The following is a 13,298-nucleotide window of genomic DNA, read 5'->3' as shown; positions in this document are numbered from 1 at the left end:
ACTACTTAATGATATCTAAATGTACAGGAATCCCACTTTCAAGTGAGTTGCTATGCTCAATGAATATCGTTTGATTTTTAAATGTAGCTTCAACCAACCAATTTTGGCCGTTAAAATAGGATTGTTTTACAGTCGCAGTAAAATCTGACTGCTCCACAATTTTCAATTGATGGGCATAATATATCTTGTCATCAATTATCGAAAACTCACCAAAAAAGGAAGCAATTAAAGGGCTTTCGGGATGGTTATATAGGTGACTAGGAGTGTCTTTGGCAATGATTTTTTTATCGTGAAGTACAATCATTTGGTCTGCAAAACCAAGCACATCATTTTTATCATGACTGGCCACAATACATGTAATCTGTTGCGCTTTCAAGTAATTAAAAACACTTCGTCTTAGGGATTGTTTTTTAAAGTTATCAATATGGCTAAAAGGTTCATCTAACAATAGAATTTCGGGTTCTTTGGCCAATGCCCTTGCAATAGCAACACGTTGTTTTTGCCCACCACTTAGGTGTTTAACCTTAGTCTTGGCAAAGGCTTCCAATTCAACTACTTTAACGAGTTCTTGCGTACGTTTTTCTTTTTCCTCTGGATAAAAACGAGAAAGGAATTTACCGATGTTTTCTTCAACAGACGTATAGGGCATTAAATCAAACTCTTGAGAGACATATTTCATAAAATCATAGCCAACCACCAAGTTGAACTTTGGGCCTAGAATTTTGGTGTCTTTCCAAAAAATTTCACCTTGTTCTAAATCGTATTCGCCATAAATCAATTTAAGCAATGTACTTTTCCCGGAGCCGCTTTCACCAATGATGGCTAGATTCTCGCCAATACCAACGTTAAAATCTAAGAGACTAAGGACCTCTTTTTTTGTATAGCCAAAGGATAGATTTTTTATTTGAAGCATAAGCAAAAATACCATAAAAAAACCGCTTGATTTCTCAAACGGTTTCCTTTACAAGGCCTTATTTCTTAATAAATTTACGTTTCATAGTTTTTCCTTGCGATTCTAATCTTAAGAAATAGATGCCACTTTCTAAATAAGATACATCTAAAGTGTTTGATTTTAATTTATGACTAATTACACGTCTGCCATTGATATCGAAAACCGAAGCGATTTTATCAGTTAAACTAGCAGAAGTCTCTATAGTTAATATGTCACCAACAGGATTTGGATAGATAACCATGTCCGACAGTGTTTCATCTTCAACAGTTAATATTGAACCTTCAACGATATTGTGCGTGGTGTTAATGGCTGGGTTTACTAATTGATCAACAACACCAGACGGCCAATAAATTGTAATAGTATTTATGGTTGTATCTGACCCAATTCCAAAATGCGTATTTAAACTACTCATAAATTCAAACCCTTCACCACTTCTAACATCTCTAATTTGAGTACCACTAGGTGTTTCAATTTCTACTCGAGCTCCAATAGCATTGATATTACTTACGACTCCAACAGTATTAATTTTCACCCAGTTATTAGAGTTGGTATCATTGATATAGATTTGCCCACTTCTAAATACATCTAAGAATCCGTCATTATTTGCGTCACCTATTGCGCCTGTTGGTGGGACATTGTCTGAATAATTAGTAAACGTAAGATCCCCATTGCCAAACAGGATATCTCCATTTGAAAGAATGTCTAAGTAACCATCATTATCGAAATCTGCAGGAGCATTTTCTATACCAAGCTGTGCCGCCAAGACACCAGAACCAGAAGTTACATCGGTAAAAGTACCATCACCATTATTTCGCATTAATTTAGAATCACCGTTAGTGGTATTACTTGCACCAACATAAACATCCATGTCACCATCATTATCAAAATCTCCCCAAGCAGAAGACCAGGTTTGTACGTTGTCCCCAAGATTTGATGAGTTATTATGACCAACAGATGGATAATTAGTGTTATACCATCCATTACTGTCAGCTATATTGACAAAAACACCATTACCATCATTTCGCCAAAGTTCATTGGTGCTTATAGTTGTTGAACCGCCTCTACATTTAGCAATAAATAGATCCATGTCTCTGTCGTTGTCAAAATCGACCCAAACAGTTCCGTAATTTCCACCACCTGGTGTTAATCCTAAGCCATTTGGAACAACACCTGAACTTTGACCTTGATAAAATGTTAAGTTCCCTGAACCATCATTTATGTAGTATACATTAGCTTCAATATCATGACACACAAAGGCATCGAGATTACCATCATTATTTATGTCTACAAAATTTGAGCGTTGAGAAAACACAAATTCTCCTGTAGAAATTTCAGTATATCCAGTGCCAGTTGCATTAGCTTTCATAAAAGTAACTCCAGTACCAGAGCCATATAAAAGATCATTATAGCCATTACCATCAAAATCTCCTGCAGCTAAGCTCCATGTTGGTAAATCATCTGCAGGTGTGGTAGTTATATCTACCTCATTAAAACCTCCTGTAGATAATTGGTAATGTACATTAACGTTTGTTGAACCAACGGAAACGATGTCATCTAAAAAATCACCGTTTAGATCTACCAATGCAATATCATAGGTTTCTGATGTATTAATTGGATTTGCCGTAAATGTTACAGGGTAACTAGATAAATCTTCTTCAGTAGTGAAACTAGTTGATGCCCAACCACTAAATCCATCCATCCCACAATCGGCTCTAACGAAAACTTCGTAGGTTGTGAGCGGAGATAAACCAGATAAGCTAGCAGATGAAGTATTAGTTGATGTTCCAGAACCAGTTGGAACTCCGCTTCCTGCAGGTTGTACAACATATTCCCAAGTGGTTTCACTACTATTAGGAGTCCAAGAGATACTAGCCGAATCGAATGTAACAGATGTAGCTGTAATGCCAGAAGGGGCAATACAGAAAGCTCCACATGTTTCAACACGAAGAAAATCAATTGACATGTCTCCGTGGAAACCAGTACCAGTACCAGTATGACTAAATTCTATGTAAATAACCTGACCTAGATAAGCATCCAAATCTATACCTACAGGAATCCATGCCTGTGAAGCACTAGATTGGTATTGACCGGAAAAAGTGGAAAGAGAAGTAAATGGGCCACCAGCAGAACTTCCTACACTTATATTTAGAGTTCCCATATCATCACCATAAGCATGCATGTAAAATGATAGTTCAGCACCATCAGTTGCATTTGTTAAATCAATAGCAGGGCTTACAGCAGAAGCTGTAGCGGTTGTGTTTCCAGATGCCTCATAATTCATAAAATTAGAGCCATTGAATGCATCGTTTGGACCAGTATCTGGTGATGCAGAGTCGTCGGGAATTTCCCAAGTGCCATTTCCACCATTTAAATCTCCTGTCCAACCGCTCACACCATCAAAATCTTCGGTAAAGATATATGTTGAAGAACCAGAAGCACATGTGATGCCATTTGGTGGTGGTGGTGGGCAATTGGGTTGATTTAAACTACCACTATTAATACTACAATTAACATCTTGATCATTTTGTATACTTATAATAACGTTTGTGCCATTGGCATAAGGCCCAAATTGAATATTGCCCGATGCAGTTAAACTTTGATTAGCACTAGACTGGTTATCTGAAATTGTAAGAGATGAAGCAGAACCCATATCGCTAACATTAACATCAACAATAAAGCCACCACTATTAACACAATCGTCAATTACACTGTAAGCTGCGGTTGGATTTGTACATGTATTACAAGACACATCAAAGTCCCAAGGTATAAATCCATTATCTGAACAATTTATATTAGAGTCAGAGTCAATGGCTATTGTTATGCTATCTCCAGAAGATTGAAAACTTAGACCTGTTAAATCACCATTGTTTCCATAATCGTTATAGAGTTCAGTACCGTCAGAGTCTAGGACGATTAATTCGTCCCAATCGTTTTCTACTTCACCCGCGTTAAATATAACCTTGAGATTGTTACCATCAGAACTTACAAATGAAAAACTCGTTGTGTCGTTATTAGTATAACAATATGTTGTATTCACTGGGCCAACTGTACAATCTACCGTATTTTGGGCATTTATGGTAAAGCAATACAGAAAAGAGAGTATTAAGAGCGTAATTTTTTTCATTAAATTTATTTTGGTTAATATTATTCACATTGAATTGATAATTGGTCTATCCATTGTTCTACAAGATCTACCCCTTCTTCATGTCTCAACGACCTTCCCATAAGTGGCATTCGGTATGATTCTTCTAAAGTACTAAGTCTAAAAAACAATACAGAGTTAAGAGGGTCACCAGGCATTACGATATCTCCAAGCCCTAGGCCTAAGTCTGTATCTGGCTCGACACAAACACCAATGTTGGTTAAATCTTCACTATCGTTGTATCCAAATCGCATTGGGCGGTAAGCACAATGCGTCTCTTCAGAATGGCAGTGCGCACAATTAATATCTAAATAAGCCCTAACTCTTAGCTCAAGTGGTTCAGAAGTGTCGTTATAATTCGGTAATCTAGAAATACTTTGAGAGTTGGTATTGCTGTCCAAATATCCAAGGCTTATGAGTTTATCTAATTGATTAGCTAAACCATCAGAATAATCATATTCTAGGTTTAAGTTTCTTGGCTTTGGCCCTATTGGTTTGGGCACTTCCATTACTTTATGACATGTATGGCATTCAGGGCCGGCAGGGATTCTATATTGTACAGAATTCAACTCCCCGTTTTGGGTCCATTCCAAATTTACAAAGCTTCCACCCATATCTAAATAAGCCTCGTTCTGTTCATTATTCCAGACGTAATTAGCAAATATCCACCCATCAGACTTATTTATCATTAATCGAGTTTCAAGGATTCTGGTGTTGTTATCAGGAATTACTTTATCGTAATAAAAGTTCTTTATTAGTATAGTGCCAATAGGAAACTCTAGAGGAACATCATCGTTTATATAAGTTGCCTTAGTGTTATTGGGCATCCAAATAAATCTTTTCTTTTTGGCATAATCACTAAATAATGTAGAATTTAAAGTGTAAGGTACAACTCCAAAACTAGGGTCTAAATCTTTTAAATCTCCTTGAAAAAAATTGTATTCAGATAGGTTGTCGTAAGGTAGGTTTTCAATATCAATATTAACAACAGAAGATGAAGTTATAATAATTGAGACTTCTTCTGTAATACAATTATCCAAATTGCCGCATATAGTGTATTGAAACATGTCCCCACCTACGACATTAGGATTAGGCGTATAGATTACGTAATCATCACTTGGATTATCTGGTGTATTGTTGTTTTGTATTTGCGCGATTCCCAATGATGGTAAGCTAATAGATAAAGTTCCTGTTTGAGGGATGTTAACATCATTATCAAAAATAAATATTTCAACGTTAGAATTTTGTGCCAATACCACATTATCAGCTGTGGTTTCAGTAATTAACGGTGTTGTATTATCATCTGTGTTACTGCAACATTGAAACAGCGATACAAAGCATATTAGAAACAAGTGAAGAATGTGTTTTTTATTCATACAGTGTTAATATACAATAATATAACAACAGCTAGTTAAGAAATCCCCTACTTTTAGAATGAAAGCAAAAATTGATACCCTAAACTAACCTTTCACCTTTTCTTTGGTTTTGCTTGGCAATACATCAAATCCCATATTATACAATGTAAAACCATAAATATCTGCATATTGCTCTATGGTTTTGCTGACAGGTGTACCAGCACCATGACCAGCATCGGTTTCTATACGTATCAATGTAGGATTATTACCCGCTTGCTTACTTTGTAGTTCCGCAGCAAACTTAAAACTATGTGCAGGAACCACTCTGTCGTCATGATCGCCTGTGGTTACCATCGTAGCAGGATATTCTACACCATCTTTTACGTTATGAACAGGTGAGTACCCTTTAAGATATTCAAACATTTCTTTGTTATCTTCAGCGGTTCCATAATCGTAAGCCCAACCTGCACCTGCAGTAAATGTATGATAGCGTAACATATCTAACACACCTACAGCTGGTAAGGCGACTTTTATTAAATCTGGTCGCTGCGTCATAGTGGCACCAACTAATAATCCACCATTAGAACCACCTCTTATGGCCAAATAATCAGATGAGGTATAGTTGTTATTGATTAAATATTCACCAGCAGCAATAAAATCATCAAATACATTCTGCTTTTTCATTTTAGTACCAGCAATGTGCCAAGCTTTTCCATATTCACCACCACCTCGAAGATTGGCTACGGCATAGATACCGCCCTGTTCCATCCATACGGCATTTGCTATACTAAAACTAGGGGTCAACGGAATGTTAAAGCCTCCATAACCATAAAGAATCGTTGGGTTTTTGCCATTGAGCTCTATACCTTTTTTATGAGTAATAATCATTGGCACCTTGGTGCCATCTTTGGATGTGTAAAAAATCTGATTGCTTACATAATCCTCTGGATTAAAATCTATTGTTGGTTTTCGGAATAACTCAGAAGTACCTTCTGCAATATTATATTTATAAATACTTCCGGGCGTAACATAGTTTGTAAACGAATAGTACAATTCTTTATCTTCTTTTTTGGCACCAAAACCGTTAGCACTGCCTACACCTGGTAATTCAACTTCTCTTACCAAATTACCGTTGTAATCATATTGCAAAACTTTAGATACGGCATCGACCATATACTTTGCAAAAAAGTAACCACCACCGGTAGATGGTGTCAATACATTTTCGGTTTCTGGGATAAAGTCTTTCCAATTTTCAGGACTTGGGTTTGAAGCATCTACAGTTACGACCCTTCTGTTTGGCGCGTCTAGATTGGTCATAATATAAAGTTTAGACCCTACATTTTCTATGATGTTAGAATCTGAATCTGTATGTCCTAAAACTTCAACCAAAGGTGAATTGGGGACTGTTAAATCTTTAATATACAATTTATTCCCTGAAGTCGATACTCTTGGTGTGATGATTAAATAATTGTCATCTTCCGTTACGCCTCCATAAATGTAGCGGTGTTTTTCGTCTGCTGTACCTCCATAAATGAGCTTGTCTTCAGATTGTTTGGTGCCTAATTTATGATAGTATACTTTATGCTGATCGGTTTTAGCAGATAACTCACTGCCTTTTGGTTTGTCATAGCTAGAATAGTAAAACCCTTCATTTTTGTACCAAGACATCCCACTGAATTTAATATCAACTAAAGTGTCTTCCATAATTTCTTTAGTCTCAGTATCCATAACCAAAATTTTACGCCAATCACTGCCTCCTTCAGAAATGGAATAGGCTAGCGTCTTACCATCTTTAGAAAAACTCGTACCTCCTAATGAAATGGTACCATCTTCTTTGAAGGTATTTGGGTCTAGAAAAACTTCGGCTGTTGAGGGGTCTGCATCATTTTTGTATCTGTAAATAACATATTGGTTTTGCAACCCGTCATTCTTGTAAAAATAGGTGTAATTTCCTTCCTTGAATGGAGCACCAATTTTTTCGTAGTTCCAAAGTTTTGTAAGACGCTCTTTTAGTTCTTCGCGGTAAGGGATATTATCTAGATAACCAAATGTAACTTCATTCTGGGATTTTACCCAAGCTTCAGTCTCGGCACTCCTGTCATCTTCTAACCAACGATAGGGATCTGCAACAGCTACATCAAAATAGGTGTCTACGGTATCTACTTTTTGGGTTTCAGGATAATCAACAATAATTGGGTTCACTTTTTCCGATTCATTTTTACAGGAAAAAAAAATACTTAGCGCAAGCGTAATTAATAGTAGTTTCTTCATAATAGTTTTTTGAAAATAACAACGTTAAATTCAAATATAAGTATTAATCAATTTTGATGCTGTCAAAATGTATTAAAACTTTCGGTAAAGTCGGGACAACAATATAAATAGAAATATTACTGAACAATTAATTATTTAGTTGAAATACAAAAAATTACTGCTATTTAGAAACCTCTAAAACTACACCAAAGCGTTAGCAATTAAAAACTCTGCAATTTGAATAGTATTTGTAGCTGCTCCTTTTCTAAGGTTATCACTAACAATCCAAAGATTAAGCGTATTGGGTTGGGACCCATCTCTCCTAATTCTCCCCACGAAAACGTCATCCTTACCATTGGCGTACATTGGCATTGGATACACGTTGACATCTAAATTGTCTTGTACAGTAACACCATCAGTTTCATTTAGGATTTTACAAACTTCGTTTATGTCAAAATCGTTTTCAAATTCCACATTTACAGCTTCGCTATGCCCACCTGCCGTGGGAATTCTAACGGCTGTAGCAGTTACCGCAATGGTTTTATCATCAAGAATTTTTTGAGTTTCCCTAACCAGTTTCATTTCTTCTTTGGTATAACCGTTTTCCTCAAAAATATCGCAATGGGGGATGGCATTTTTATGAATTGGGTAGTGGTAGGCCATATCTCCTGTTTTACCGGCAATTTCGTTTTCTAATTGTTCCACAGCTTTTACACCTGTACCAGAAACAGATTGGTACGTTGAGACGACTATTCGCTTAATTTTATATTTTTTATGGAGTGGAGCTAATGCCATCACCATTTGTATGGTAGAACAGTTAGGATTAGCTATTATTTTATCGTCTTTTGAAAGTTTTGAAGCATTGATTTCTGGAACCACAAGTTTTTTAGACAAGTCCATGCGCCATGCCGAGGAATTATCTATTACAGTGGTGCCAACTTCTGCAAACTTAGGTGCCCATTCTAATGAAGTACTTCCACCTGCTGAAAATAACGCAATATCAGGGCGTTTTTCAATAGCGGTTGGTATACTAATAACTTCTAGTTCTTCACCTTTAAAATCTATTTTTTTTCCGACGGAACGCTCAGATGCCACGACCAATAATTCATCTACAGGAAAATCGCGTTCCTCTAATAGGTTAAGCATTACATTGCCTACCAGACCTGTTGCTCCTACTACAGCTACTTTCATTTTTAGTTTTTAAATAATTATCATACAAAATTACACAAAAACACGACCTTCTTTTAAATAAAATGAAGGCTTTTAACAACAAAAAACAAAATGTTAACTATTTAACTTTTTATTTCTTGATTAAAGAAAAACCCAGACTTTACGCCTGGGTTTGGTTAATAATTATATAATGTAGCGGTGCCGCTATATTTTCTTACTTCTTAAGCGAATCTCTGATTTCCGTTAATAAATCAATTTCAGATGGTCCTGCTGGTTCCTCAGGCGCTGGCTCTTCTTTCTTCTTCATTTTGTTAACACCTTTAACCACGAGGAACATAACAAATGCTACAATGATAAAATCAATAACATTGGTAATAAATGTTCCGTATTCTAAAAATACTTCTCCTACCATTTCTCCGGCATCATTTAATTCACCATCCTTTAATTTATATTTTAAGGCCTTAAAGTCTGAGTCGAATAGCAATCCAATTAATGGAGAGACAATGCCTCCTGTGAATGCAGTTACCACTTCCTTAAAAGCAGCACCCATAACAAAACCTACTGCAATGTCGACAAGGTTGCCCTTCATTGCAAATTCCTTAAATTCTTTTAGCATAATTAGTTAGTGTATTGATTAATAGGTCACTAAAATAGTCAAAATTCTAATATGCTAAAGTTTTGATAAAATTTAATTATAAAAATAGCGTTTGACACGCTGTGAGATGGCTGTAAGGATTTCGTAGGAAATAGTATTTGCAGATTCCGCTAAATCTGAAGCCTTGTTATTAGCATCAAAAATAATGACCTCATCTCCTTCGTTGCAATCAATATGAGTAATATTTACCATAATCATATCCATACACACATTTCCAATAATCGGCGCTTTTTTACCATTTATAAATACAAAGCCTTTTTTGTTACCATATTGTCTTCCTATGCCATCGGCATGACCAATAGGTATAGTCGCTGTTTTTTCAAATCCTTTAGCAGTATAAGCTCTATTGTAACCTACGGTTTCTCCTTTCTCAATCATGTGTATTTGAGAAATAACCGATTTAAGACTTGCTACAGGTTTAAGCATTTTATCTTCTTCTGCGGAATTTCCGAAACCATAAAGCCCAATTCCACAACGTACCATATCTAAATGTGCTTCAGGATAATTGATCACTCCTGAAGTATTGCACATATGTAGCCATGGGCGATAGCCTAATTGGTCTTCGAATGATTTAGCGGTTGTTTTAAAACTTTCAATCTGGCGATTTGTAAATTCAATTTCATTTAGATCTTCGCTTGCGGCCAAATGCGAAAAGATAGACTTAGCCATAATCGACCTTGTTGCTTTTAGTTTTGATGCAATATAATCTACATCACTCTCCCAAAACCCTAATCGATTTAACCCTGTATTGAATTTAATATGTACAGGATAATTGTTTTGTTTTTGCTCTTCTGCTACTTTAATAAACGCTTTTAAAACCTTGACGTTATAGATGCTTGGTTCTAGGCAGTATTCAATAATGGTTTTAAAGTTTACAGGCTGAGGATGTAAAACAAGAATAGGAGTGGTAATACCAGCATCTCTTAACACCACACCTTCTTTGGTGTAGGCTACAGCCAAATAGTCAACCTCGAGTTTTTCAAGGTGTTTTGCAATCTCAACGGAATCACTGCCATATGCAAAGGCCTTTACGACAGCTAAAAACTTCGTATTGGGCTGTAATTTTGATTTTAAATAATTGAAGTTTTGGGTTAAGGCACCTAAATCAATCTCTAGAACAGTTTCATTGGCTTTTGGCATCCGATTTTTTTTCTTTTGCTTTAATCTCTTCGGCGTCTTTCACTTTCATTTGCCTTACTTTATCGCGCAACATACTTTTATAAAATGCAGCTCTGCTTAAGGGCTCGTATTCATCGACTTCGCCAAGCAAGACCAAATCATCACTTTTAGCTTTTCGGTAACTGTATTGCGCCAAGTTACCTGTTTTGGTACAAATGGCATGTACTTTGGTCACATACTCAGCCGTGGCCATAAGGTAAGGCATAGGGCCAAAAGGATTACCTTTAAAATCCATATCCAACCCAGCGACAATAACTCGAACACCTTTATTGGCAAGGTCATTACAGACCCTCACAATTTCATCGTCAAAAAACTGGGCTTCATCAATACCAACAACATCGCAACCGTCTGCCAAGATAGGAATATTTGCTGCTGCTGGTACTGGAGTAGAGCGAATTTCATTGGCATCGTGAGAGACTACCATATCATCATCATAGCGAATATCGACAGCAGGTTTAAAAATTTCAACTTTTTGCCTAGCAAATTGTGCACGTTTTAATCTTCGAATGAGTTCTTCGGTTTTACCAGAGAACATCGACCCACAAATCACTTCAATCCACCCAAATTGTTCTTTATGATTTACCGTATTTTCAAGAAACATTTCGTAATTTTAGCACTAAAACGTAGTAATAATTCGTTTGTATAAAGGTCAATCAAAAATATTAAAAATCAAAAGCAATTAAGATGAAACATCTACTATTTATTTTCAACGAGTATTGAAATCATAGTTTAAAGATGTAACATCTGGCTTTACTAAAAAATAAATGTAATCCGATGAAAAAGATATTAGAATCAGAATTAATAAGCATTGCGCACAGGATTCTAAAACTAAAAGGAAGAGAAGATGTGAATAGAATGCACGAAGAGGTTGCCAAACTTTACGAAAAGCTTACCGTCTTAAAATTTGCTCAAGAAAATTTTGAAGACGACATGCCGACCATAGGCAACGACTCTTCGTTTTTTGATATGTTAGACACGGCCTTCAATAATAAAGTGAGCGATAATATTGAGATAGGTAATAAAACGTATGTCAACTTAGATGAGGTTGAGGATGATGGTATCATGGAACCCGTCATGGAGAAAATCAAGGACATGGTGGCGCAAATGCCCGAAGAAACCCAGCAGGTTGATGTGTTGATTGAAGAGACGGTAAGCCAAGAAAAACCGACTACTGTTGAGTTTGAGAACATATCTCCTGATTTTGCGGAAATACCTGAATTTGAACCGATAGAAGAGGCAAAAAAGCGAGAAGCAGAACAAGCAAAAAAATCGTTAAACGATAAACTAAAAGGAGATAGCCTTAAAATAGGGTTAAATGATAAATTGGCGTTTATAAAGCATTTGTTTGAGGGTAAAGGCGAGGATTATGACCGCGTTATATCTCAAATCAATACAACGACCTCTTTTGAAGAAGCTCGAAGTTTTATTTACCAATTAGTAAAACCAGATTATAATAATTGGGATGGCAAAGAAGACTATGAAGAGCGCTTTATTGAAATCGTTGAGGGTAAGTTCCATTAATGCGCATTAAACAAATTATATACTGGGTAAGTTCTGCTGTTTTATGTGGAATTTTCACTTATTCAGCTTACATGTACTTTGCTAAGACGGAAATGATTAAAGGTTTTTTTGAAAGCTTTAATTACCCGACATATATCGTTATTCCGTTAGCAGTTGTAAAGGTCATTGGCGTGGTCATTATTCTATGGCGACCAAATAAATGGCTAACCGAATGGGCTTACGCTGGTTTTTTCTTCGATTTGGTATTAGCTACAGCAGCACATCATTATGCAGGTCATGGTATTTTTGGTTTCTCATTTTATGGGCTCATTGCCATTTTCCCGTCCTATTTCTTAGGAAAATATATCAGAGACTAATGAGCAGACTATATCTCGTACCCACACCAATCGGCAATTTAAAAGACATGACTTTTAGAGCTATTGAGGTCTTAAACGATGTCGATTTAATTTTAGCTGAGGATACTAGAACTTCGGGTAAGCTTCTAAAGCATTTTGAAATTGCCACACCAATGCAAAGTCACCATATGCACAACGAGCATAAGACTGTTGATGGCTTAATAGAAAAATTAAAATCAGGATTATCGATTGCAGTAATTAGCGATGCTGGAACGCCATCAATTTCTGATCCAGGATTTTTATTGGTTAGGGCTTGTGTAGAACATCATATTGATATTGAGTGCTTGCCAGGAGCTACGGCTTTTGTACCAGCTTTGGTGAATAGTGGCTTACCCAATGATAAGTTTGTGTTTGAAGGCTTTTTGCCTGTAAAGAAAGGACGCCAAACCCGACTACAATTATTAGCAGAAGAATCCCGAACCCTAATTTTTTACGAAAGTCCACATAAGTTGGTTAAGACCTTAGGTCATTTTTGCGAGTACTTTGGGGAGGACAGAAAAGTCTCTGTTTCTAGAGAGTTGACCAAACTCTACGAAGAAACGATTAGAGGTACTGCAAAAGAAGTATTAGACCATTATACCAATAAACCACCAAAGGGAGAAATCGTCATTGTGGTTGGAGGAAAGAATAAATGATTGTCATTTCGATCTAGCCTGCACTGAGCACAGTCGAAGTGAGA

General features: G+C 36.4%; 11 protein-coding genes. 3 read left to right on the top strand and 8 right to left on the bottom strand.

Annotated elements, in window-relative coordinates:
• Position 1: 1 nt before the first annotated feature.
• The 8 genes from Q0992_RS01740 to Q0992_RS01705 form a co-directional block, all read right to left on the bottom strand.
• A complete protein-coding gene (locus Q0992_RS01740) occupies positions 2-913 on the bottom strand; it encodes an ABC transporter ATP-binding protein (protein ID WP_299519849.1) in 912 nt (303 codons plus the stop codon).
• A gap of 58 nt (positions 914-971) precedes the next feature.
• On the bottom strand, positions 972-4,076 hold the full coding sequence (locus Q0992_RS01735; RefSeq protein ID WP_299519735.1) for an FG-GAP-like repeat-containing protein: 3,105 nt from the start codon (positions 4,074-4,076) through the stop codon (positions 972-974).
• A 20-nt stretch (positions 4,077-4,096) separates the two neighbouring features.
• Positions 4,097-5,470, bottom strand: a complete 1,374-nt coding sequence (locus Q0992_RS01730; RefSeq protein WP_299519733.1) for a hypothetical protein — start codon at positions 5,468-5,470, stop codon at positions 4,097-4,099.
• 84 nt (positions 5,471-5,554) lie between these two features.
• Positions 5,555-7,720, bottom strand: a complete 2,166-nt coding sequence (locus Q0992_RS01725; RefSeq protein WP_299519731.1) for a prolyl oligopeptidase family serine peptidase — start codon at positions 7,718-7,720, stop codon at positions 5,555-5,557.
• A 180-nt stretch (positions 7,721-7,900) separates the two neighbouring features.
• Entirely contained in the window at positions 7,901-8,890 is a 990-nt protein-coding gene (locus Q0992_RS01720) for an aspartate-semialdehyde dehydrogenase (protein WP_299519729.1), read from the bottom strand.
• A 193-nt stretch (positions 8,891-9,083) separates the two neighbouring features.
• A complete protein-coding gene (gene mscL, locus Q0992_RS01715) occupies positions 9,084-9,485 on the bottom strand; it encodes a large-conductance mechanosensitive channel protein MscL (protein WP_299519727.1) in 402 nt (133 codons plus the stop codon).
• 72 nt (positions 9,486-9,557) lie between these two features.
• Positions 9,558-10,664, bottom strand: coding sequence for an alanine racemase (gene alr, locus Q0992_RS01710; protein ID WP_299519725.1), 1,107 nt, complete (start codon positions 10,662-10,664; stop codon positions 9,558-9,560).
• Entirely contained in the window at positions 10,648-11,304 is a 657-nt protein-coding gene (locus Q0992_RS01705) for a thymidine kinase (protein ID WP_299519723.1), read from the bottom strand. Before Q0992_RS01705 ends, alr begins: the two co-directional genes overlap by 17 nt.
• Before the next feature lie 173 nt (positions 11,305-11,477).
• Here Q0992_RS01705 and Q0992_RS01700 point away from each other — a divergent pair, with 173 nt between their 5' ends.
• From Q0992_RS01700 to rsmI, 3 genes are read left to right on the top strand one after another with little or no spacing between them, the layout of a single operon-like run.
• A complete protein-coding gene (locus Q0992_RS01700) occupies positions 11,478-12,224 on the top strand; it encodes a hypothetical protein (RefSeq protein WP_299519721.1) in 747 nt (248 codons plus the stop codon).
• Positions 12,224-12,580 carry a DoxX family protein gene (locus tag Q0992_RS01695; RefSeq protein ID WP_299519719.1) on the top strand — a complete coding sequence of 119 codons (357 nt, stop codon included), beginning with the start codon at positions 12,224-12,226 and terminating at the stop codon, positions 12,578-12,580. Before Q0992_RS01700 ends, Q0992_RS01695 begins: the two co-directional genes overlap by 1 nt.
• A complete protein-coding gene (gene rsmI, locus Q0992_RS01690) occupies positions 12,580-13,254 on the top strand; it encodes a 16S rRNA (cytidine(1402)-2'-O)-methyltransferase (protein ID WP_299519717.1) in 675 nt (224 codons plus the stop codon). Before Q0992_RS01695 ends, rsmI begins: the two co-directional genes overlap by 1 nt.
• Positions 13,255-13,298: the final 44 nt, after the last annotated feature.

The organism is Winogradskyella sp., assembly GCF_028289625.1.
In the GTDB taxonomy this organism is placed as follows: domain Bacteria; phylum Bacteroidota; class Bacteroidia; order Flavobacteriales; family Flavobacteriaceae; genus Winogradskyella.
The sequence above is the reverse complement of the archived record's forward strand: the minus strand, read 5'-3'. Positions and strand labels throughout refer to the sequence as shown.